We start from the raw sequence: 20622 nt of genomic DNA on the forward strand, positions 1-20622 counted from the left end.
GGGGGGAAAACTTGCCATGAAGGCCATGAGCCCGACCGCGCGCTGGACGCTGGTCGCCTCGGTCATCGCGGGCGTCAGCTATGTCGGGACGTGGGCCGTCGACCTGCCGCCGCTGATTGAGACCGCCTGGAAGGGCGCTGGCGTCGCCTTGCTGGCGCTGCACGCGGCGCTAAGGGCTAGAAGCCTCGACGGTTGGCTGCTGGTCGTGGTCATGGCCCTGGGCGCGGCCGGCGACGTGCTGCTGGAAACCCACGGCCTGACGGTGGGGGCGATCGCCTTCCTGCTGGGCCACGTCGTCGCCAGCGGCCTCTATCTGCGCCACCGCCGCAGCGCCTCGCTGGCGCCGCTCATCCTGATCCCGGCGGTCACGGCCATCGCCTGGATGCTGCCCGCCGACCGCGCCGCCGCGCCGGGCATCGCGCTGTACAGCGTCTTCCTGTCGGTCATGGCCGCCACCGCCCTGGGCAGCCACTTCCCGCACAAGAGTGTCGGGCGCGGGGCGCTGATGTTCGTACTGTCGGACCTGCTGATCTTCGCTCGCCTGGGTCCGCTGCCGGACAATTTCGCGACAGGCCTGGCGGTGTGGGGTCTCTACTATTTCGGCCAGATGCTGATCTGCACCGGCGTCGCCCACACCCTGCGGCCTTCCTTTTCCCGTTTTCCCGGCGAAAGCGGGGACCCAGATTCAGCCTGAGAGGCCGGGGCGTTCGCGCTCCTCGCCCTCGCCTCAAGCTTCAGGCGCCCTGGGTTCGATCTGGATCCCGGCTTTCGCCGGGAAAGCGGGGTTTGAAAATCGATCAGAGAACGAGAACCCCGGCGTCGGGCGCCTCGGCAAAGAGGCGCTCGAGCGCCTTCGGCCGCCGGTCGCGCGCCAGGGCCTGGTTGATATAGCCCTTGTCCGTCAGCTCGCCGCTGGCCGCGTCCGGCGCGCCGTCCAGGATCAAGGCGCGGGCGATCCTGCCGCCGCCGCCCTTGGCCGCCGCGTTCATCCGCGAGAGACCCTCGATAATCTGCGTACGGACGGCCTCCGCGTCGCCCAGCCGCTCACAGGCCTTGGCGTCCAGGAACAGCATCAGGCCCACGCCGTCCTGCCCCTCGCCGCAGATCACCGCGTCCGAGACCACGCCGCCGATCGCCGACACCGCCGCCACCCGCAGGGCGCCCGCCGCGACGAAGGTCCCGCTGGCCAGCTTGAAGTTCTCCACCAGCCGCCCGTCGAACACGAGACCGGCCGCCGGGTCCTCCGGATCGGCCAGCCGCGCCGCATCGCCCAGGCGGTAGAAACCGTCCTCGTCGAAGGCCTGCGCCGTGGCTTCCGGCTGGTCAAGATAGCCTGGCGAGACCTGCGGTCCCTTCACCCGGATCTCGAACTTGCCGCCGTCGCCAGCCGGCACGAGTTTCACGGCGGTCCCCGGCGTCGGCAGGCCGACCATGCCCGAGCGCGCGTTCAGCCAGTGGATGTTGCAGGCCGTCGGCCCGGTCTCGGTCGCGCCATAGCCGGCCGCGAAGGTGATCCGTTCGCCGACAGTGCGCACCGCCACGGCCTGGACGCGGTCCAGGATCGACTGGGCCATCGAGGCCCCGCCGTACTGGATCACCCGGACCTTCTCGAAGAACTTCGCCGCCAGGGCGTCGTCGCGCTCCAGCTCGCCGACGAACATCGCCCAGCCGGCCGGGACCATGTTGTGGTAGGTCGTGGCGATCTCGGACAGGTTCCGGACCGTCTCGCCGAACTTGCCCGGCACGGGCTGGCCAGCATCGATGTGCAGCGTCCCGCCCCGGTGCAGCACCATGTGCAGGATGGCGTTGGCGCCCAGGCTGTGGCTCCAGGGCGCGGAATTGACCAGCACCGGCGGCTCTGGATCGGCGTAGCAGCCTTGGATCTGGGCCGCGTTCAGCGCGATGTTGGCGTGGGTGCAGACCACCGCCTTGGGCCGCCCGGTGGAGCCCGAGGTCAGCAGCAGCTTGGCGACGTCTTCCGGACGCGCCACGGGTTCGACCGGCGCGCTCTTGAGCAGATCGTCGAAGGCCACGTCGCCGGGCCGCGCATTGCGGCTGACCACGACCGGCAGACCGGCCAGGAACGGCGCGGCCAGGGCGTCGCCGAACGCCTCGGCGTCGTCGGCATAGACGGCGGCGGGCTTCAGCCGCTCGACGGCGTGCCGCAGGCGGGTCAGGTCCGCGCCCTTCAGCCCGTACTGCGGAGAGACCGGCGCGGCCGGCGCGCCCAGGCTCATGGCGGCATAGGCGATCAGGGCGTGCTCGATGCCGTTGCGGGCCAGGATCAGCAGCGGCTGGCCGCGCGAGAGGCCAAGGCCTGCGAGCCCGCCAGCCAGGGCCGCCACGCGATCCTTGGCCTGGGCGTAGGTCACCGTCCGCCAGCCTTCGCCTTCACGTTCCGCGAGCCACACCCGTTCAGGCGCCTCGGCGGCCCAGCGCGCCAGCGGCTGGGTCACGGTCCGCACCGCGTCCGAATAGGGCATGGGATTGCGCAGGATCAGCGTCTCGCCCTGCCTCTCGACCTCCAGCGCACGGGGCGCGTAGCGGGCGTCGCGGAAGGGGGCGGTGTTAGGGGTCGATCCGTCCATGGCCTCCGTTATGCGCCCCCCTCGACATTTTTTCCAAGACCTGTCGAATCCGCGTCAGCCGGCGCGTCTCTGAGGTCGAAGCGTCGCGATGGCCGCGCGCTCCTGGGAGACCAAAGATGCAATACGCCCTGCTGATCTACGAGAACGAAGAGCTTTATCGCGGCGACAACGGCCGCGCGCTGGACGAGATCATCACCGCCCACGTCGCCCTGGCCAAGGCGCTGGAGGAAGAGGGCATCCTGCGCGGCGGCTCGGGCCTCAACACCGGCGATACGGCGACCACGCTGCGCAAGAGCGGCGGCCAGTACGCCTTGCATGACGGCCCCTATGCCGAGGCGCGCGAGCAGCTGGGCGGCTTCTATCTGGTCGAGGTTCCGGACCTGGACGCGGCCATGGCGGTGGCCAAGCGCATCCCGCTGGCGGGCGACGGCTCGGTCGAGGTCCGCCCGACCACGGACTGTTGATTGATCGCCCTCGACCAGACCGCGCGGGAGGCCGGGGGGCGGATCGTCGCCGCCCTGGCGGCGGCCTTCCGCGACCTGGACCTGGCCGAGGAAGCCTATGCCGAGGCCTGCGCGCGGGCCGCCGCCGTCTGGCCGGCGGCCCCGCCCCTGGATCCCGCGGCCTGGCTCTACGCCACCGCGCGGCGGTGCGCGTTGGACATGATCCGCAAACGGAACGTCCGCGGCCGCCTGGCTCCGGACGCGCCCGAACCGGAGGCCTCCGCCGAGGAGATCCTGGCGTCCGACGCCCGCCTGATCCCCGACGAGCGGCTACGGCTGATCTTCGTCTGCTGCCACCCGGCCGTCGCGCCCGAGGCCCGCGCGGCCCTGACCCTGCGGCTGGTCTGCGGCCTGACCGTGCAGGAGATCGCCCGCGCCTTCCTGGTCGCGGAAACCGCCATGTTCCAGCGGCTGACTCGCGCCAAGAAGAAGATCGCCCAGGCCGGCGTGTCGTTCGAGGTGCCGGGGCCCGAGGCCTGGCCCGAGCGGCTGGCGGCCGTGCTCTCGACGCTCGAGGTCGCCTATGCCCGCGCGCACGAGGACGCCGCCGGAGCCGGGACGCACGCCGGCTATGCCCGCGAGATGCTGGGCCTGACCGCCGTCCTCGCCGAGCTGCTGCCGGAAGAACCCGAGTGCCTGGCCTTCGCCGCCACGGTGCGGTTCGCCGAGGCGAGGCGGCCGGCGCGGCTGGACGCGGACGGGGCGATGGTCCCGCTGTCGGAGCAGGATCCCAGACTATGGAACCGGCCGCTGATCCACGAGGCCGACGCCCTGCTACGCCGCGCCGCCCGGCTCAACCGCCCCGGCCCACGCCAGCTGCGGGCGGCCCTGCACGGGGTGTGGTGCGTGCGCCGCTCGCTGGCCGAGCCGCCGCCGTGGTCGGCGGTGCTGGCGCTCTATGACCTGGCCGATCGGGACGATCCGTTCGTGCGGATCAACCGCGCCGTGGCCTTGGCCGAGCTTGGCGGGCCGGCCGTGGCCCTGGCGGAAATCGAAGCGCTGGACGCGGCGCGGCTGGATGACTTCCAGCCGTTTCACGCGGTGCGCGCCGACCTGCTGGCGCGGCTAGGCCGCCGCGACGAGGCGCTGGCCGCCTATGACCGGGCGATCGCCCTGGCGCCGGGGCCGGCGGAACGCCTGTGGTTAGTCAGAAGGCGGAGCGACGTTACCTAATACCGTTTCCCCGGCGAAAGCGGGGGCCCAGATCCCATAGCGCTGGGGATGATTGGATGGGCGCCGAGCCTATGGAACCCACGCTCACGCCATTCCATCTGGGCCCCGGCTTTCGCCGGGGAGATCGGATTGTGGTTTACCGCGCCAGCGTCTCCAGGAACCGCACCGGCTCGCCACGCCCTTCGGCGACGATCTCATCATCCCGCATGACCACGATGCCGCGCACGATGGTCGCCACCGGCCAGGCCTTGGCCTCGAAGCCGTCGAACGGGGTCCAACCGGCGCGGTTGGCCATCTGCTCGTGGGTGATGACCTTGCGGGCCTTCATGTCGACGATGGTGAAGTCGGCGTCGAAGCCCTCGGCCAGGCGGCCCTTGTCGGCCAGGCCGAACACGCGGTTGACGCCATGGCTGGTCAGGTCGACGAAACGCTCGAGGCTCAGCTTGCCGTCCACCACGTGGGTCAGCATCACCGGCACCAGCGTCTGGACGCCCGGCATGCCCGAGGGCGAGGCCGGATAGGGACGCGCCTTCTCCTCGCGGGTGTGGGGGGCGTGATCCGAACCCAGCACGTCGGCGATGCCGGCCTCGATGCCGCGCCAGACGCCGGCCACGTGGTCGGCGGTGCGGATCGGCGGGTTCATCTGGGCAAAGCCCTTCAGGCGCTCATAGGCCTCGGGCGCCACCAGGGTCAGGTGCTGGGGCGTGACCTCGACGCTGGCGACGTCCTTGTTCTGGGCCAGGAAGTCGATCTCTTCCTTGGTCGTGACGTGCAGCACGTGGATGCGCTTGCCCAGGCTCTTGGCGATGCGGACCAGGCGGTGGGTCGACTGCAGGGCGGCCTGGGCGTCGCGCACCTCGGGGTGGCTGGTCCAGTCGCCGGGACGGGCGAGGGAGCGGCGCTCGGCCAGGCGGTATTCGTCCTCGGAGTGGAAGGCGGCGCGGCGGTTGACGTGGCGCAGCACGTTCTCGACGCCCTCGTCGTCCTGCACCAGCAGCGAGCCGGTCGAGGCGCCCATAAATACCTTGATGCCGCAGCAACCCGGCAGGCGCTCCAGCTCGCCCAGGAAGTTGGCGTTCTCGTGCGTGCCGCCGACATAGAAGGCATGGTCGGTGTGCATGCGGTTCTTGGCGCGAGCGAGCTTGTCGGCCAGGGCGTCCGGGTCGGTGGTGGTCGGCTCGGTGTTGGGCATCTCGAAGACGGCGACCACGCCGCCCAGGGCCGCGCCGCGCGAACCGCTTTCCAGGTCTTCCTTCCATTCGAGGCCCGGCTCGCGGAAGTGCACCTGGCTGTCGATCACGCCCGGCAGGACGGTCAGGCCCGTGGCGTCGAACACTTCGCCGGCGCTAGCCTGGCTGAGGTCGCCGATCGCCACGATCTTGCCGCCCCGCACGCCGATGTCGGTGATCCCGCGCCCCGCGTGGTTCACCACCTCGCCCCCACGCACGATCAGGTCGAAGGTCTGGGTCATGGGGACGGCTCCTGCGAATGGATTTCAGCGGGTCTAGGTCCGGCTCCGTTCCCAAGCAACCCAGAAAACATGGCCTTCCTCGCCCTTGTGGCGAGGACCCAATGTTCAGCGGGTACTTCCCTGATTGCCCCAAGCTCAGAGGCGGCGGCGCCATGGGTCCTCGCCACAAGGGCGAGGAAGGCAGAATTAGTTGGTATCGCGTTCCGGAACACGCTCTTCGGCGATGGCTTCCTCGACCGCTTCTTCTTTCGGCGAGGCTTCTTCCTCCGCCTCGACGACAGCTTCAGACGCCTCTTCCTCAGCGATCGCCGCCTCGACCACCGCCTCCTGTGGCGAGATCTCGGCCTCCGGCTCCGTACGCGCCAGCAGCGCCTTGGCCGCCTTGAGCACCGTGGCCACCGGTAGGTCGCTCATGTGGCGGATGGCCTGGGAGAGGTCCGGGTCGATGGCCATGAACTGGTCGAAGCTGCGCGGGCCGCGCACGGCCTCGGCGCGGTCGCCCCAGGGGCCATAGCGCCGCTCGTCCGAAGGCCCGAACAGGCCGATGGTCGGCGCGCCGGCGGCGGCGGCGATGTGCATCAGGCCCGAGTCGTTGCCGATGAACAGCCGCGCGCGCTTGAGGCAGGCATAGGCGGTCAAAAGATCGACCTTGCCGGTCAGGTCGATGGTCCGGCCGCGCGCCGAGGCCATGCGCAGTTCCTCGACCATGCGGGTGTCTTCGGGGCCGCCCAGGATCAAGAGGCGACCGCCGGCCATCGGGCCGTCCTTGTCCAGCAGCTGGGCCGCCGTCTGGGTGAAGCGCTCGATCGGCCAGACCTTGCCGATCCAGTTCGAGGCCGGGCCCATGGCCAGGATCGGACCGCCGTCTCCCAGCAGCTCGTCGGCCAGGGCCTGGACCTCGGGCGAGATGTAGAGGTGCGGCGCGGGCGGATCGCCTTCCAGCTTCAGGGTGCGGGCGGCGTCGACCACCTTGTGCACGACGTCGCCGGGCAGCTTCTTCCAGATCGCCCGCTTGTCGCGGCGCAGGAAGAGGGCCGTGGCCGAGCCGCGCAGGTCGACGACCAGGCTCCACTTCTTGTGGCGCACCTGGTTCCAGAGCTTGAACCAGTGGCCCTTGCCCTTGCCCTTCTCCATCACGATCACGCGGTCCAGGCCCGGCACGTGGGCGAACAGCGGCGCGGCCAGCGGGCCGGCGACGATGGTGAAGCGCGCGTTGGGGATCTGGTCGGCCAGCATCTTGATCAGGCCGGACGAAAGCACCGCATCGCCGATGCGTGTGGCCGTGATGAAAAGAATCGGGAAGGCCCGCTGTGTCATCCGCCTATCCATAGATCAGTCGGTGAGTCGGCGCATCCCGCTATAACAGCTAAGCTTTTGACTTCCTGCGACCGAACGTCGCGTGGCGCCGTTGGCGAGGCGGCGCGGTCGAGCCTATATCGCCATCATGAGTTCTCTTCGCACCGCCCACCTGGCGTCCCGCGCCGTCATCGCCGTGTCCGGTCCGGACTGGAAGAGCTTCCTGCAGGGCCTGCTGACCCAGGATGTCGAGACCATCCAGCCGGGCGAACTGCGCTTCGCAGGCCTGCTGACGCCGCAGGGCAAGCTGCTCTACGACCTGTTCGTGGCGGCAAATCCGAAAGAGATGGGCGACGGCGCGCTGCTGGACGTGGCGGCCGAGCACCGCGACGCGATCCTGACGCGGCTGACGATGTACCGCCTACGGGCCAAGGTGACGCTGGAGGCCAGCGACTTCAAGGTCATCGCCGCGTTCGGCGAGCCGATGGCTGGGGGTTTCGCCGACCCGCGCCTACCGGCCCTGGGCGCGCGCGCCTACGGTCACTGCGAGGCCGAGAGCACTGAAGCCGACTACGAAGCCTGGCGCCTGTCGCTGGGCGTGCCCGGCCCCGCCGACTGGGGCAGCGAGGCCCACTATCCGATCGAGGCCGATTTCGACCTGCTGGCCGGGATCGACTTCAAGAAGGGCTGCTTCGTCGGCCAGGAAACCACCAGCCGCATGAAGCGGCGCGGCACGATCAAGAACCGCATGCTGCCGATCACCTTCGACGGCCCTGCCCCGGCCTTCGGCACCGAGGTGCTGGCGGGCGACCTGCGCGCCGGCGAGGTGCTGAGCGGCGGTGACGGCCGGGCCATGGCCATCCTGCGGCTGGACCGCATCGAAGGCGCGGCCCTGACGGCCGACGGCCGACCAGTCCAGGTGGACCGGCCGACCTGGCTCATCTAGCTAGCGGCAGCTGCCGTAGCGATCGGGCGAAGCGCCCGGACCACCCCGCCAACCGGGAGGGTTCTCCCAGTTCGTGCCGGGGCCGCCACGCGGACCGGGCGGGTTGTTGTCGTTGTCGAACCAGCACTTGGCGCGCGGATTCCACCAGCCGAAGCGCGGGTGATAATAGCCGTAGGCGCGGTTGTAGTAGTAGCCGTCGCGATAGCGGAACTCGACCCGCTGACCTTTCCAGCGATAGTAGCGGCGGTCGGGCGAGGCGCCGGGACCGCCGCGCCAGCCGGGCGGGTTCTCCCAGTTGGTTCCGGGACCGCCGCGCGGGCCGGGCGGATTGTTGTCACGGTCATGATGGCGCTGGGCCAGGACGGGCGTGGCCGTCATGGCCGTCGTCGCCAGGGCCAGCATGGCCAAGGTCTTGAGGCGCTTCATCGGCGTCTCCTTCCGTTGGTTCGATCCCTCTGGACCTTCCAACGCGCGAGACGGACAATTCAGTCGCTCGTGAAACAATGTTCCCGAAAAGTTCTGGTCAGTCGGCCAGCTTCTGCTAGCTTCGCCGCATGACCGAGCACGCGCGCTGCACCTGGAAGGGCATGAACGGCGACCCGTTCTACGAGGCCTATCACGACCACGAATGGGGCGTGCCCGAGTGGGACAGCCGCGCCCTGTGGGAGAAGCTCGTCCTGGACGGTTTCCAGGCCGGACTGTCGTGGATCACCATCCTGCGCAAGCGCGAGGCCTTCCGCGCCGCCTTCGCCGGCTTCGATCCGGAAAAGGTCGCCCGCTTCGACGAGACCGACCGCGCCCGGCTGATGGCCGACGCCGGCATCATCCGCTCGAACGGCAAGATCGACGCGGCCATCTTAGGCGCACGGATCTATTTGGACATGCGCGAGCGCGGCGAGGACTTCGGCCAGCTCCTGTGGGACATGGTCGGCGGCGCGCCGATCCAGAACCACTGGCAGGCCGGCCAGGTCCCGGCCGAGACGCCGCTGGCCGTCGAGATGTCCAAGGCCCTGAAGGCTCGAGGCTTCAAGTTCTGCGGCCCGGTGATCGTCTACGCCTTCATGCAGGCCACGGGGCTGGTCAACGACCACCTGGTGACCTGCTTCCGCCATGACGAGTGCAGGGCGATGGGCCATCGGCGCTGACGGTGGATAGGTCGGCTAAGGGTGGAGCGCGGCCACCGCCGCTGGCCCGCACCTGACCGCTACGCGGTCGTCCGCCCCCAGAGGGGGCGGAAGGTGATCGCGCTCCTTCTTTCCCCTTAAAGGGGGAGGAGCGCGTCAGCGCGGGGGGCAAGTATGGGTGGAAGACCGACCTCGCTGCTGGCTTCAATCCCGATCGTAAGCCAGACCTTCAAGCTTCCGGTCGATTCCGCACAGCACGAGTCCAGCAGCCCCAGCAAACGCGAAGTAGAACGCCTTGATCAGTGGGGGGAAAACCCTCGCGACCGCGTGGTCGATAATGCCAATCGCAACGCCGGCAGCGAGCGCTATTGCGCCCATCATGAACGAAGCCACTGAAGCGGCCAAAAGAACCCTGCGCGCGAGCACCATCGTAGAACCCCAATAAACAACCCTAGGTAAATCCGTTCCATTTGAGGGACAAGGCCCGCCATGGGTTGAGAGCGGACCTACGTGGGTCCTTCTCCCCTTGCGGGAGAAGGTGTCGCCGTCAGGCGACGGATGAGGGGTCGAAAGGCCTATCCGGATAGCGGAGCGCAACCCCTCACCCGACCTGCTTCGCAGGCCACCCTCTCCCTCAAGGGGAGAGGGATGCGCGTCCGCCAAGGGTGGAAACCGACCTCACTCTAGAGGCCGGCAGCACTCTTTCTCGAATATCAGCCAAGACGACTTCGATGGCGGCGCGTGGGTGCGCCACCACGTCGCCGCGTCCGGGGCCTGGCGTTCCAGCGCCTCGATCGCGTCGATCGCCTTCACGAAATAGCCGCTGGTCACGACCGGACGGCCACGCCGCCCGGCCTCGAAATCACCCAGGGTGATTGGCGGCGGCCCGCTGAGGACGCCATGGCCGAGCGTGGTCTCAGGCCCCTGCTGATCCGGCGCGATCGAAAGCTCAAGACCGACCCATCGCTCTCGCACCCAGAGGGGCGCTTCTCCCTCTGGAACGGCGACGATACGCACCCGTCTGGACTGACCTGTCATCTCGCCGCCTCGGGGCGCGCCGGCCCCTTACTTGCCCGCATTCTCGATCGCCGCGTCGATCTCGGCCAGGGTGTGATAGCCCGGCTCCATCTTGCGGCCGTTGATCTCGAAGGTCGGGGTGGCGTTGATGTCGTGGGCCTTGGCGTTGTTCTGCACGCGGGTGTTCAGGGCCGTCATCTGGGCCTCGTCGCTGACGCACTTCTCGAACTGGTCCTGGCTCATGCCGACCGACTTGGCGATGTCCGACAGGGTCTCGCGCGGCGAGTAGAAGATCCCCGGCTGGGCGGCGAAGATCGCGTCGTTGACGGCGAAGTACTTGTCCTTGCCCGCGCAGCGCGCCAGCAGGAAGCCGCCCGCGGCCACGGTGACCTCCTCGGTCCCCCCGACCAGCATCTCGCGGAACACGTAGTGCACCTTGCCGGTGTCGACATACTTGGCCTTGAAGGCCGGATAGACCTCGGCCTGCCATTTGGCGCAGACCGGGCAGCCGACCGAGGCGTATTCGACGACCGTGATCTTGGCGTCCTTGTTGCCCATCTCCATGTCGTCCGGCAGGGCCTGATAGGCTTTCGGCTGGCCGCAGGCCGCCAGGGCCAGAGCCATCAACGCGGCGACCGCGATCTTCACACTACGCATCGACTGGAGTTCCTCCCTGAACCGGAAGCGACACCATACGGGCGGTTGTGTCCTCCGCAAGGCGCACGCCGCGCCTATCCAGCGACCTGCGCCTTGGTGATGGCGCAGTCCCCGTGGTCCCAGGCGCCGTCGACCCGGCCCATATCGACCGCCGCGAAGACCAGGCTGCCACCGGCCGATACGACCGCATGGACGGTGGCCGAGACCTCGCCGCCCGGCATCCGGCAACGCACCGTCGGATCCCGCAGCGGCAGGCCTGAGATGTTGTCCGCCCGCCCGGTGGCGAGCAGCGAGCCCGTCTTGCCGCGGATGAAGGTCACCTTGCCCAGGGTCAGATAGTTTTCGGGATGGGCGCGGACCAGGGCCGGCTCGGGCAGGTTCGCCGGCCGCGCCGGGATGACGAGCTTGGGCGCCGGCGTATCGTCCGGCCGGGTCACGGCGGTCAGCGCGCCGCCGGCCACGAACACCACGACGAATGCGACCAGCGCCCGCGCGGGCGTGCCGACCAGCGACCAGCGCGGCCGCGGCTTGAACACCAGGAAGAACGCTCCGGCCGAAGCGGTCAGCCACAGCAGCGGCACGGCGTAGGTCAGCAGCGTCATGAGAGGTCCCCCGGCTCGCTTCTAGAGCGGCCGTGCGCTGCGCACTAGGGCCGCTGGCTGACCCGCACCCAATCGACCTCCATCGTCGCCGGCAGGGCCGCCTCGTCGACGCCCTTGGCATTGGCGCCCTCGGGCCAGCGGCCGCCGAAGGCCAGGTTCAGGATCAGGTGGAAGGGCTGGTCGAACGGCGCGGCGCCGACCGGCTGGTCGTCGCGCTTCCAGTCAGCGGCCTTGGCCTGAGCGTACTGTTGTCCGTCCACGAACCAGGTGATCGCCTCGGGCGTCCACTCGACGGCGTAGACATGGAAGCCGTCCGGCGAGGCGGGCATGGGCGTGCTCGTACTGACCTGCTTGTGCGCCCCGGCCGCGTCGCCGGCGAAATGGATCGTGCCGAAGATCCGGTTCTCGCGACCGCCCTCGCAACCCGGCCCCATCTGAGGACAGGCCGCGCCCAGGTTCACGGTTTCCAGGATGTCGATCTCCCCGGACTTGGGCCAGCCGCCATAGGTCGACAGCTCGGGCATCATCCAGATCGCCGGCCACACGCCCTGGCCGCCCGGAACCCGCGCCCGCGCCTCGAACTTTCCGTAGCGCCAGCTGGCTAGGCCCTGGGTCAGGACCTTGCCCGAGGCGTAGTCGCCGGTCTTCATCGGCCCGGTCGGACCGGCCCAGGGATTGGCCAGGCCCCGGGTCTTGCGCTTGATCGTGGTCAGCCGCAGCAGGCCGTCCTTGACCGACACCGTCTCGGGGCTGAGCTCGTAGCACTGGCGCTCGTCATTGCCGCCGCCGCCGCAGTCGGCGGCATGGGTCCACTTGGCCGGGTCCAGCCGGTCGCCGTCGAACTCGTCGGACCAGACCTGTTTCCATTCCTCTTGCGCATGAACGGGCGCGGCTGCGGACAATAGGGCGAGGGCGGCGACGATCGACTTGATACTCATGACCCCGGATGCTCAAGCGCCTGCCACCCCGCGTCAAGCCAGGCCGGAACCAGTCGCCGCGCGCCCGAGGCGCTGAGGTGGTCGTCGTCGAAATAGATCGGTTCGCCGTCCATCATCGATAGGCATCGGCCGTGGACGCACAGGGTCTGCGACGGGAACACCGCCGTGACGCCCCGACGATCCTGGATCGCCGCGCGGATCGCATCCTCGGCCGGACCGGCGCGAGAAAGAGGCAGCTCGGCGTCGACGCTGGCGCAGCGCGCCCGGTCCAGACCAAGCTGGGCGGACTGCCCCAGACATTCCGGCGCGCCCAGGGTCAGCTCCGGAACCGGACCGACGATCAGCACCCGCAGGTCGGGACGCCGCTGGGCGATGGCCCGCAGCGTGCGACCCAGCGCACCCGACAGACGCGCCCGCTTGCCATCCGCCTCCATCGTCACGCGCGGCGAGTTGACGTCGTAGAACGGCGGGGCGTCGCGATAGAGCGGCCAGCGCGCCGACAGCACCAGCAGCTTCAGGCGCTTGTCCGCCGTGATCCGGTCCAGCACCTGGTCGGCGGCCGCCTCGCACTCCAGCTTGAAGCGGTACATCGTCCGGACACTGACGCCGACCAGCGGCGGGCAGCCGCCGCGCGCCACCTCGCGGACGCTCCAGCCCCGCGCCACGGCCCAGTTCATGACACCCGGAGTCACGGCGTCGGCGTGGGAGTCGCCCCAGACCAGGACGTCGTCGCCCTCCACGTTGGACTTCGCGCCGAAGCGGCAGACGTCGTCCCCGCCACGCTTTTCGAAACAGGCCTTGCGGGCCGGATTGACGTCGGTCTCCTCCAGGTCCGCCAGCGCCTTGGCGTCGGGCGACAGGCGGCCCGGCAGGCCCTGGGTGAAGAACAGCAGCGCGCCCACGGCGATCGGCGCCAGCAGGGGCAGCAGCATCAGGCCCAGGCGCCGCCAGGGCCGGTCGGTCCGTCCTTGCCGGAACGGCTGCTCGACGAAGCGCCAGCTCAGGATCGCCAGCACCAGCGCCAGACCGACCAGGCCCAGGCGCTGGAGCATGGTCAGCGGCTGTTGGGCGACATCGGCGGCCAGAACCAGCAGCGGCCAATGCCACAGATAGAGCGAATACGAGACCTTCCCCAGCCCGACCACCGGCGCCAGGCGCAGCGGGGCCAAGCCAGGGTAAGCGCCCGATCCGCTCCAGACCAGCAGCGCCGTCCCCAGGCAGACCGGAATCGCCGACAGCCCCGGAAAGGGACTGGCCTCGTTCAGCCAGATGAGGCTGCCGGCGATCGCCAGCCCGCCCAGGATCCCGGCCAGCTTGGCCGTGGTCCGATCCTGCGGCGGCTTGACCAGGCCCAGGGCCAGCACCCCGCCGGCCAGGAACTCCCACGCTCGCATCGGCAGGCCGAAGAAGGCCCAGTTGCTGGCGACCATCGCCTGGGCCAGCACGAGTGAGCCAACCAGCAGTAGCAAGGCCAGACTGGCCCGCAGGCCCCGCAACGGCTTCAGCGACAGCAGCGCGATCAGCGCCGGCCAGACCAGGTAGAACTGCTCCTCCACGCCCAGCGACCACAGATGCAGCAGCGGGTTCTGCTGGGCGCCCGGCGCGAAGTATCCGGCGGTCTGGGTGAACAGGATGTTGGTCAGAAACAGGCCCGAGGCCGCCGTCGCCGCCCCGGTCATGGCCAGCAGGCGCGGCATCTCGATCCACGCCGCCAGCGCCGCCGTGACCAGCACCGCCAGCAGATAAGCCGGCACGATCCGCCGCGCCCGCCGCAGGTAGAACCCGCCCCACGAGAAGCTGCCGCCATCGCGAGCCTCAGCGATCAGCCGCGTGATCAGGTAGCCCGAGATGACGAAGAACACGTCCACCCCGACGAAGCCGCCGGGCAGCAGGCTCGGAAAGGCGTGGTGGATGACGATCGCCGCCACCGCCACGGCCCGCAGCCCGTCGATGTCGCGCCGATACTCCAGATCCATGCTCGCCCCCGAAACTACAGTCGTAATCACGGTGAGCGACGCGACGCCCGATCGTCAATAGAAATTATTACGCCCGTAAACTTCTTTCCCGTCCTCCCGAACACGCCTAAACACCGGCTCATGCGCACCGGGCCCGACATGATGCTGGAACTGGCCTGCGGACAGGGTCCTGTCTGCGGGGTGGACGAGGCCGGACGCGGTCCCTGGGCCGGGCCAGTCAGCGCCGGCGCGGTGATCCTGGATCCCGACCGCATCCCCAAGGGCCTCAACGACTCCAAGAAACTGACCGCCAAGGCCCGCGCGGCCCTGGAGGAGGAGATCAAGGCCGTCGCCATCTCATGGTGCGTGGGCATGGCCTCGATCGAGGAGATCGCGCAGCTGAACATCCTGCACGCCGCCGGCCTGGCCATGCGCCGCGCGGTCGAGGGCCTGCACGTGACGCCGGTCTTCGCCCTGGTCGACGGCAATTACCGCTTCCCACTGCCGTGCGAGGTCAAGACCGTGGTCAAGGGCGACAGCCTGTCGTGCTCGATCGCCGCCGCCTCGATCCTGGCCAAGGAAGCCCGCGACCGGATCATGGTCGAGATGGACGCGGTCTATCCCGGCTACGGCTTCGCCGGCCACAAGGGCTACCACGCCCCGATCCACGTCGAAGGCCTGCGCAAGCTTGGCCCTTCGCCGATCCACCGCCTGGGCTGGGCCCCGGTGAAGGCGGCCCTGGCCGGCGAGCTCGGCGTGACCGAAGCGCTAGATCTTTGATCATCCACAAGTTTTGAGTCTGACCAGACTCAAATGGTCGCTTCCGGGTAGAGTTAACGCCCCGCTAACCACGTCTGATCACCTGGCATTTACCAGCAAGACTCATGATTCCGTTCGCTTTCTAAAGGAACGGGACCATGAAGTTCGGGCCGGAAACCATCATCCTGGGTGACTGCATCGAGCAGATGAACGCCCTGCCGGAGAAGTCGGTCGACCTGATCTTCGCCGATCCACCCTACAACCTGCAGCTGGGCGGCGACCTGCTGCGTCCCGACAATTCCAAGGTCGACGCGGTCGACGACCACTGGGACCAGTTCGAGAGCTTCGCCGCCTATGACAAGTTCACCCGCGAGTGGCTGAAGGCCGCCCGCCGCGTCCTGAAGGATGACGGCGCCATCTGGGTGATCGGCAGCTATCACAACATCTTCCGCGTCGGCGTGGCCGTGCAGGACCTGGGCTTCTGGATCCTGAACGACATCGTCTGGCGCAAGTCCAACCCGATGCCCAACTTCAAGGGCACCCGCTTCGCCAATGCTCACGAGACCCTGATCTGGGCCTCCAAGAGCCAGAACGCCAAGCGCTACACCTTCAACTACGACGCCCTGAAGATGGCCAATGACGAGGTGCAGATGCGCTCGGACTGGACCATCCCGCTGTGCACCGGCGAAGAGCGCATCAAGGGCGCCGACGGCCAGAAGGCGCACCCGACCCAGAAGCCGGAAGCGCTGCTCTATCGGGTCATCATGTCGACGACCAAGCCGGGCGACGTGATCCTGGATCCGTTCTTCGGCGTCGGCACCACCGGCGCGGCCGCCAAGCGCCTGGGCCGCAAGTTCATCGGCATCGAGCGCGAAGCCGAATATCTCGAACACGCCAAGACCCGCATCGCCAAGGTCGTGCCGATCGCCCCAGAAGACCTGGAAGTCATGGGTTCCAAGCGCGCCGAGCCGCGCGTGCCCTTCGGCACGATCATCGAGAACGGCCTGCTGTCGCCGGGCGACACCCTCTACTGCAGCAAGGGCGCCCACGCCGCCAAGGTGCGCCCGGACGGCTCGATCACGGTCGGCGACCTGTCGGGCTCGATCCACAAGATCGGCGCCCTGGTGCAGTCGGCCCCCGCCTGCAACGGCTGGACCTACTGGCACTTCAAGACCGACGCTGGCCTGGCGCCGATTGATGTGCTGCGGGCCCAGGTGCGCGCGGGGATGAACTAGGCCTCGTAGGCCTGGCGCTCATAACCCGGTCGCCGCCGAAAGGCTGGAGGCCGGCTTTCGCCGCTGAGGCGGACGTTGCCGTCGTCCGCCTCAGACCTAGCTCCCCCCAAAAGGCTACCAAGACCCTTAGCTCATCGGGCGGATCACTTCGCCGGGGCGATCGGAGTTGACGGTGTTGGGCCTTTAGGCCGAAGCGATGGCGTGGCCGCTGAATTGGGTACCGCCAAGGGCGCAGACACAACCTTTCGCGCAGGTTCCGCTGCTGGCTTACTTTTGGGTTGGAGCCCATGCAGGCCTGCGAAAGCAAGGGCAGCAGCGGCAGCGAAAGCGCAGCCGATAGCTATACTCTGAAGCTTGATGAATAGGTTCTTTTCCTTAGCCCATTCAGAAACTTTCTCCCGCAACTCCAATTCGCTTGCCGCGAAAGCAGTATCGAGCTCGGCCTCTCGAGTTTGATCTCGTTCGATGCTGCCCTTCACGAATGAGAGATAGGCCTGCACAGCGGCCTCTTCGGTTCCAAATACGTGGCGAGCACCCGAAAGGTCGAGCGGAGCGAATACATCTGTAGGCCTCGTACCCCGTTGTTCGACAATTTTCTCGCGCCGCCCCTCAATCACCGTGACACCAAGTTGCACGGCCACGACGACAGCGTGGCGCTGAACCGAAGCGACCGAGAAGGCCAGACCGGCGCCAAAACAGGTCAGCGCGGGCCACAGCTGGGCCACGGCATAGTTCACATCTTCAACGTTGCCGATAAGGCCACCGAGCGTAACGAGCCCAGCTCCGTGCGCGAGCGCTATTGTCCATGAAGTTCGGCCGTCTTCTTCCTGTGCGCGTAGGCGCTGATCATAGAACCTTTCAAACATCCCCCCTCCAAGCGGAAGCACCGCGCTTCAGAAGCTCTGCCTCCAAGCAAATTCATCCAATGGCAGCTTCCTGTCGACGTCCGACTTCCCCCTAGCAGAGCTTGCATAGTCCACGCATCAGGTCGCCGGATCAGGCCTCATACAGCTCCAGCGGCAAGCCGTCTGGATCGGAGAAGAAGGTGAACTTGCGGTCGGTGTATTCATCGATCCGCACCGGTTCGCAGACGACGCCCAGGGCGGTCAGCCGCGTGACTTCGGCCTCCAGATTCGGCGTGGCGAAGGCCAAGTGGCGCAAGCCGCAGGCCTCGGGATAGCTGGGCCGGGGCGGCGGCGAGGGGAACGAGAAGAGCTCGATCTGGGCGTTGCCGGCATCCAGGTCGCACTTCCACGAGTTCCGCGCCTCGCGAAAGACCTCGCGGATCACCGGAAAGCCCAGGACCTCAACATAGAACCGCCTGGACCGGGCGTAGTCCGAACAGATGACGGCGACGTGGTGGATGCTGGGCATGGTCAGATCAGCCGCTCCCCGGCCATTGCCGCCTTCAGGAATACGCTGGGCAGCGCGCCCAGGCCCTCGCGGGAGGTCCAGACGAAATCGCCGTCGTTCGCCCCGTCCGCCGCGAACACGCGCAAGGTCAGCGAGAAGTGCGTGAAGACGTGCTCCACCGCCCCCAGGTCGCGCCAAGCCGCAGCGGCCGGCGCGGCGGCGATCGCTTCAGCGTCCGTGTAGGGCGTCGCCCGCCAGTCGCTGGTCGGCAGGCCCAGCATGCCGCCGAGGAGCCCCTTGGGCGGGCGGCGGACCAGGGCCATCTGGTCGCCGCGCGTCAGGACATAGGCGACGCCGTGGCGGCGGGGGCGGTCGGCCTTCCTGGTCTTCCTCGGATAGGTCTCGGGCGCGCCGCCTGCATAGGCCGCGCACCACGTGGAAATCGGGCAGCGGTCGCACAGCGGCGACTTCGGCTTGCAGACCGTGGCGCCCAGATCCATCAGCGCCTGGGCCCAGTCGCCGGGGCGCTCTTCGGTGACGAGCTCGCCGGCCAAGGCCTTCAGCTCGGGCTTAGAGTCGGGCAGCGGCGTCTCGACCGCGAACAGCCGCGACATCACCCGCTCGACATTGCCGTCGACGACATTGGCGGCGCGGTCGAAGGCGATCGCGGCGACGGCGGCGGCGGTGTAGGCGCCCACGCCCGGCAAGGCGCGCAGGCCCTCCTCGGTGTCCGGGAAGACGCCGCCGTGCTGGCTGGCCACCGCGCGAGCGCAGGCCAGCAGGTTGCGAGCGCGGGCGTAATAGCCCAGCCCCGCCCAGGCGGCCATCAGGTCGCCGTCTTCCACCGCCGCCAGGTCCGAGACCGTCGGCCAGCGCTGGGTGAAGCTCAGGAAATACGGCGTCGCGTGCGGCACGGTGGTCTGCTGCAGCATCACCTCCGACAGCCAGACGCGGTAGGGATCGCTGCGCACGCCCGCGCGGCGGTCGCCGGGCGAGGTGCGCCAGGCCAGCTCGCGGGCCTGGGCGTCGTACCAGGCCAGCAGGGCCGAGCGGATCGCTTCACGGTCTTTCATGCCCCCTCGCCTACCGCGAAGGCCGCCCCTCGTGCTAGCCTTCCCGCATGCGCCGCCCCTTGCCCACGCCGGAAGAAGCTCTCGCGATCCTGCGATCCAAGCGGACGAAGCCGCAGTTCCGCACCCCGCCGCCGGCCGGCAAGAACCTGGCCCCGCTGCTGAAGGCGTTGGAGAGCCAGTTCGGCCAAGGCCCCGCCGTGCTGCAGGCCCGCTGGCGCGAGATCGTCGGCGACACGCTGGCCCGACGCACCGAGCCCGTCCGCATCATCAAGGGCCGCAACGGCGACGGCGGCGCGCTGGAGTTGCGGGTCGACGGCCCGGTGGCCTCGCTGATCCAGCACCAGGCCCCGCAGATCACCGCCCGTCTCGACATGCTGCTGGGTAAGGGCGTGGTCACCCGCCTGCGCATCGTCCAAGGCCCTGTGAAGGCGCAGGCCGCGCCGGTCTCCCAGGTGCGCCGCCGCAAGCCGCCCCTGGACGCCGCCCAGGAGAAGCAGCTGACCGACAGCCTGGCCGACCAGCCCGACGGCGAGCTGAAACAGGCCCTCCTGAAGCTGGGTCGCGGCGTGCTGCAATCGCAGCGCTGAGCCGGTTGACAAGCGGCCTCCGGTAAAGCTGATGCGCCTGTCCCAGTTGCGCCTTTTTCGCTCGCTAGCGAGAATCGCGTTTAACTTCCCAATCGACCGCCGAAGGGCCTTTTCATGCGTTCGCTGATCACCCGCGCCACCCTCGTCGCCGCTCTCGCGGCCAGCCTCGCCGGTTGCGGCCCCAAGGGCACGAAGGTCTCGGCCGAGGACATGACCCTGGGCAATCCGAACGCCAAGGTCACGGTCGTGGAATACGCCTCGGTGGCGTGCCCGCACTGCGCCAAGTGGAACGAGGAAGTCTTCCCGGCCTTCAAGGCCAAGTACATCGACACCGGCAAGGTCAACTACGTGGCCCGCGAAGCCCTGACCGGCGAGCCGACCCTGGCCAATGCCGGCGCCATGCTGGCCCGCTGCGCCGGCAAGGATAAGTACTTCCAGGTGACCGACGCCCTGTACCATGCCCAGGCCAGCATCTTCCAAAGCGGCGACATCCGCGGCGAGCTGCTGACCATCGCCCGCGCCGCCGGCATGAGCGAGGACCAGTTCAACAGCTGCCTCAGCGACGAGAACGCCGCCAAGTCGGCCCAGCGTCTCGAGAAGCTGATGAAGGACAACAAGATCCAGGGCACCCCGACCTTCGTCGTCAACGGCAAGAAGGTCGGCGGCGAAGAGGGCGGCGAAGCCACCCTGGCCCAGCTGGACGCCGCCATCGCGGAAGCCTCGAAATAATGGCCCTGGACCGGCGCGCCCTGCTCGTTTCCGGCCTGGCCGTTACGGCCAGCGCCTCGGCCGCGCGCGCCGCGCCGCTGCCGCCCGCGCCCGGCGACATGGTGCTGGGCTCGGCCAAGGCGCCGGTGCAGCTGGTGGTCTACGCCTCGGCCAGCTGCCCGCACTGCGCCCACTGGTGGACCACGGTCCAGCCGCAGGTGCGCAAGAGCTTCATCGACACCGGCAAGGTGCGCCTGGTGTTCCGCGAGTTCCTGACCCCGCCGGTCGAGTTCGCGGCCGCCGGCTTCATCCTGGCTCGCCGGATCCCCGGGAAGTACTTCGAGGTGCTGACCACCATCTTCCAGAAACAGGAAGAGATCTACCGCAGCGACAAGCTGTTCGAGGGCCTGGAAGCGATCGGCAAGCAGTACGGCCTGACCGACGAACAATTCAGCGCCGCGCTGAACGACGAGGCGGCCCTGAAGGCGGTCAATGCCCGCATGGCCAAGGGTGTCGACGACGGCATCGAAGGCACCCCGACCTTCTTCGTCAACGGCGCGCCGTACGACCACAGCGCCGACTTCGCGGTGCTCTCCAAGGCCTTCGCCTCGGCGGCGAAGCGCTGAGCCTCCAGGGA

Annotated in this window: 23 protein-coding genes; 10 read left to right on the plus strand and 13 right to left on the minus strand. The window is 68.7% G+C overall.

Annotated elements, in window-relative coordinates; all coding sequences use genetic code 11:
- The first annotated feature begins 16 nt into the window (after window positions 1–16).
- Complete coding sequence (locus J7528_RS18895) at window positions 17–694, plus strand: lysoplasmalogenase family protein (protein ID WP_291877571.1); 678 nt, start codon at window positions 17–19, stop codon at window positions 692–694.
- A gap of 103 nt (window positions 695–797) precedes the next feature.
- Here the strand turns inward: J7528_RS18895 and J7528_RS18900 are convergent, their stop codons facing one another.
- On the minus strand, window positions 798–2588 hold the full coding sequence (locus tag J7528_RS18900) for a feruloyl-CoA synthase (RefSeq protein ID WP_291877572.1): 1791 nt from the start codon (window positions 2586–2588) through the stop codon (window positions 798–800).
- 116 nt (window positions 2589–2704) lie between these two features.
- On the opposite strand from J7528_RS18900, the gene J7528_RS18905 reads away from it, so the two are divergent.
- Both J7528_RS18905 and J7528_RS18910 read left to right on the plus strand, forming a co-directional pair.
- The gene (locus J7528_RS18905; RefSeq protein ID WP_291877574.1) at window positions 2705–3052 is read left to right on the plus strand and encodes a YciI family protein; all 348 of its coding nucleotides are present in this window, start codon (window positions 2705–2707) and stop codon (window positions 3050–3052) included.
- Window positions 3053–4264 (plus strand): DUF6596 domain-containing protein, encoded by a 1212-nt coding sequence (locus J7528_RS18910; protein ID WP_291877576.1) that lies wholly within the window; start codon window positions 3053–3055, stop codon window positions 4262–4264. It begins immediately after the preceding gene.
- Window positions 4265–4400: 136 nt separating this feature from the next.
- Here J7528_RS18910 and J7528_RS18915 read toward each other — a convergent pair whose 3' ends face one another.
- Together J7528_RS18915 and J7528_RS18920 are read right to left on the minus strand one after the other, a co-directional pair.
- Entirely contained in the window at window positions 4401–5735 is a 1335-nt protein-coding gene (locus J7528_RS18915) for a dihydroorotase (protein WP_291877578.1), read from the minus strand.
- 186 nt (window positions 5736–5921) lie between these two features.
- Window positions 5922–7052 carry a glycosyltransferase family 9 protein gene (locus J7528_RS18920; protein ID WP_291877580.1) on the minus strand — a complete coding sequence of 377 codons (1131 nt, stop codon included), beginning with the start codon at window positions 7050–7052 and terminating at the stop codon, window positions 5922–5924.
- A gap of 127 nt (window positions 7053–7179) precedes the next feature.
- Here J7528_RS18920 and J7528_RS18925 point away from each other — a divergent pair, with 127 nt between their 5' ends.
- Complete coding sequence (locus J7528_RS18925; protein WP_291877582.1) at window positions 7180–7977, plus strand: folate-binding protein YgfZ; 798 nt, start codon at window positions 7180–7182, stop codon at window positions 7975–7977.
- Here J7528_RS18925 and J7528_RS18930 read toward each other — a convergent pair whose 3' ends face one another.
- Complete coding sequence (locus tag J7528_RS18930; RefSeq protein ID WP_291877584.1) at window positions 7978–8403, minus strand: hypothetical protein; 426 nt, start codon at window positions 8401–8403, stop codon at window positions 7978–7980.
- A 128-nt stretch (window positions 8404–8531) separates the two neighbouring features.
- Between J7528_RS18930 and J7528_RS18935 the strand changes: the two genes are divergently transcribed.
- Window positions 8532–9122: a DNA-3-methyladenine glycosylase I gene (locus tag J7528_RS18935; protein WP_291877586.1), complete on the plus strand. Its 591-nt coding sequence runs from the start codon at window positions 8532–8534 to the stop codon at window positions 9120–9122.
- Between the two features lie 183 nt (window positions 9123–9305).
- Here J7528_RS18935 and J7528_RS18940 read toward each other — a convergent pair whose 3' ends face one another.
- From J7528_RS18940 to J7528_RS18965, 6 genes are all read right to left on the minus strand, one after another.
- Entirely contained in the window at window positions 9306–9530 is a 225-nt protein-coding gene (locus J7528_RS18940; RefSeq protein WP_291877588.1) for a hypothetical protein, read from the minus strand.
- Between the two features lie 249 nt (window positions 9531–9779).
- Entirely contained in the window at window positions 9780–10118 is a 339-nt protein-coding gene (locus tag J7528_RS18945) for a hypothetical protein (RefSeq protein ID WP_291877591.1), read from the minus strand.
- 48 nt (window positions 10119–10166) lie between these two features.
- On the minus strand, window positions 10167–10775 hold the full coding sequence (locus J7528_RS18950; protein WP_291877594.1) for a DsbA family protein: 609 nt from the start codon (window positions 10773–10775) through the stop codon (window positions 10167–10169).
- A gap of 74 nt (window positions 10776–10849) precedes the next feature.
- Entirely contained in the window at window positions 10850–11377 is a 528-nt protein-coding gene (locus J7528_RS18955) for a hypothetical protein (RefSeq protein ID WP_291877597.1), read from the minus strand.
- 44 nt (window positions 11378–11421) lie between these two features.
- A complete protein-coding gene (locus J7528_RS18960) occupies window positions 11422–12315 on the minus strand; it encodes a glycoside hydrolase family 16 protein (RefSeq protein WP_291877599.1) in 894 nt (297 codons plus the stop codon).
- A complete protein-coding gene (locus tag J7528_RS18965) occupies window positions 12312–14291 on the minus strand; it encodes an acyltransferase family protein (protein WP_291877601.1) in 1980 nt (659 codons plus the stop codon). Before J7528_RS18965 ends, J7528_RS18960 begins: the two co-directional genes overlap by 4 nt.
- Before the next feature lie 120 nt (window positions 14292–14411).
- On the opposite strand from J7528_RS18965, the gene J7528_RS18970 reads away from it, so the two are divergent.
- Window positions 14412–15050, plus strand: a complete 639-nt coding sequence (locus J7528_RS18970) for a ribonuclease HII (RefSeq protein WP_291877604.1) — start codon at window positions 14412–14414, stop codon at window positions 15048–15050.
- Between the two features lie 137 nt (window positions 15051–15187).
- Complete coding sequence (ccrM, locus tag J7528_RS18975; RefSeq protein WP_291877607.1) at window positions 15188–16264, plus strand: adenine-specific DNA-methyltransferase CcrM; 1077 nt, start codon at window positions 15188–15190, stop codon at window positions 16262–16264.
- A gap of 143 nt (window positions 16265–16407) precedes the next feature.
- Here ccrM and J7528_RS18980 read toward each other — a convergent pair whose 3' ends face one another.
- The 3 genes from J7528_RS18980 to mutY all read right to left on the minus strand — a co-directional run bounded on the left by J7528_RS18980 (window position 16408) and on the right by mutY (window position 18690).
- Entirely contained in the window at window positions 16408–17130 is a 723-nt protein-coding gene (locus J7528_RS18980) for a hypothetical protein (protein ID WP_291877610.1), read from the minus strand.
- 130 nt (window positions 17131–17260) lie between these two features.
- A complete protein-coding gene (locus J7528_RS18985; RefSeq protein ID WP_291877612.1) occupies window positions 17261–17638 on the minus strand; it encodes a VOC family protein in 378 nt (125 codons plus the stop codon).
- 2 nt (window positions 17639–17640) lie between these two features.
- Window positions 17641–18690 carry an A/G-specific adenine glycosylase gene (gene mutY / locus J7528_RS18990; protein WP_291877615.1) on the minus strand — a complete coding sequence of 350 codons (1050 nt, stop codon included), beginning with the start codon at window positions 18688–18690 and terminating at the stop codon, window positions 17641–17643.
- Between the two features lie 47 nt (window positions 18691–18737).
- On the opposite strand from mutY, the gene J7528_RS18995 reads away from it, so the two are divergent.
- The 3 genes from J7528_RS18995 (at window position 18738) to J7528_RS19005 (ending at window position 20611) form a co-directional block, all read left to right on the plus strand.
- Window positions 18738–19277: a DciA family protein gene (locus tag J7528_RS18995; protein ID WP_291877617.1), complete on the plus strand. Its 540-nt coding sequence runs from the start codon at window positions 18738–18740 to the stop codon at window positions 19275–19277.
- A 114-nt stretch (window positions 19278–19391) separates the two neighbouring features.
- Window positions 19392–20006 carry a DsbA family protein gene (locus tag J7528_RS19000; RefSeq protein ID WP_291877619.1) on the plus strand — a complete coding sequence of 205 codons (615 nt, stop codon included), beginning with the start codon at window positions 19392–19394 and terminating at the stop codon, window positions 20004–20006.
- Window positions 20006–20611: a thioredoxin domain-containing protein gene (locus J7528_RS19005; RefSeq protein ID WP_291877621.1), complete on the plus strand. Its 606-nt coding sequence runs from the start codon at window positions 20006–20008 to the stop codon at window positions 20609–20611. Before J7528_RS19000 ends, J7528_RS19005 begins: the two co-directional genes overlap by 1 nt.
- Window positions 20612–20622: the final 11 nt, after the last annotated feature.

The sequence above is a fragment of the Caulobacter sp. genome (genome assembly GCF_017744445.1).
Lineage (GTDB): Bacteria > Pseudomonadota > Alphaproteobacteria > Caulobacterales > Caulobacteraceae > Caulobacter.

Bases quoted from the DNA above. Each gene is read 5' to 3' on its own strand.
- J7528_RS18895 (WP_291877571.1), top strand. From the start codon at position 17: ATGAAGGCCATGAGCCCGACCGCGCGCTGGACGCTGGTCGCCTCGGTC.
- J7528_RS18900 (WP_291877572.1), bottom strand. From the start codon at position 2,588: ATGGACGGATCGACCCCTAACACCGCCCCCTTCCGCGACGCCCGCTAC.
- J7528_RS18905 (WP_291877574.1), top strand. From the start codon at position 2,705: ATGCAATACGCCCTGCTGATCTACGAGAACGAAGAGCTTTATCGCGGC.
- J7528_RS18915 (WP_291877578.1), bottom strand. From the start codon at position 5,735: ATGACCCAGACCTTCGACCTGATCGTGCGTGGGGGCGAGGTGGTGAAC.
- J7528_RS18920 (WP_291877580.1), bottom strand. From the start codon at position 7,052: ATGACACAGCGGGCCTTCCCGATTCTTTTCATCACGGCCACACGCATC.
- J7528_RS18925 (WP_291877582.1), top strand. From the start codon at position 7,180: ATGAGTTCTCTTCGCACCGCCCACCTGGCGTCCCGCGCCGTCATCGCC.
- J7528_RS18930 (WP_291877584.1), bottom strand. From the start codon at position 8,403: ATGAAGCGCCTCAAGACCTTGGCCATGCTGGCCCTGGCGACGACGGCC.
- J7528_RS18935 (WP_291877586.1), top strand. From the start codon at position 8,532: ATGACCGAGCACGCGCGCTGCACCTGGAAGGGCATGAACGGCGACCCG.
- J7528_RS18940 (WP_291877588.1), bottom strand. From the start codon at position 9,530: ATGGTGCTCGCGCGCAGGGTTCTTTTGGCCGCTTCAGTGGCTTCGTTC.
- J7528_RS18950 (WP_291877594.1), bottom strand. From the start codon at position 10,775: ATGCGTAGTGTGAAGATCGCGGTCGCCGCGTTGATGGCTCTGGCCCTG.
- J7528_RS18955 (WP_291877597.1), bottom strand. From the start codon at position 11,377: ATGACGCTGCTGACCTACGCCGTGCCGCTGCTGTGGCTGACCGCTTCG.
- J7528_RS18960 (WP_291877599.1), bottom strand. From the start codon at position 12,315: ATGAGTATCAAGTCGATCGTCGCCGCCCTCGCCCTATTGTCCGCAGCC.
- J7528_RS18965 (WP_291877601.1), bottom strand. From the start codon at position 14,291: ATGGATCTGGAGTATCGGCGCGACATCGACGGGCTGCGGGCCGTGGCG.
- J7528_RS18970 (WP_291877604.1), top strand. From the start codon at position 14,412: ATGCGCACCGGGCCCGACATGATGCTGGAACTGGCCTGCGGACAGGGT.
- ccrM (WP_291877607.1), top strand. From the start codon at position 15,188: ATGAAGTTCGGGCCGGAAACCATCATCCTGGGTGACTGCATCGAGCAG.
- J7528_RS18980 (WP_291877610.1), bottom strand. From the start codon at position 17,130: ATGTTTGAAAGGTTCTATGATCAGCGCCTACGCGCACAGGAAGAAGAC.
- J7528_RS18985 (WP_291877612.1), bottom strand. From the start codon at position 17,638: ATGCCCAGCATCCACCACGTCGCCGTCATCTGTTCGGACTACGCCCGG.
- mutY (WP_291877615.1), bottom strand. From the start codon at position 18,690: ATGAAAGACCGTGAAGCGATCCGCTCGGCCCTGCTGGCCTGGTACGAC.
- J7528_RS18995 (WP_291877617.1), top strand. From the start codon at position 18,738: ATGCGCCGCCCCTTGCCCACGCCGGAAGAAGCTCTCGCGATCCTGCGA.
- J7528_RS19000 (WP_291877619.1), top strand. From the start codon at position 19,392: ATGCGTTCGCTGATCACCCGCGCCACCCTCGTCGCCGCTCTCGCGGCC.
- J7528_RS19005 (WP_291877621.1), top strand. From the start codon at position 20,006: ATGGCCCTGGACCGGCGCGCCCTGCTCGTTTCCGGCCTGGCCGTTACG.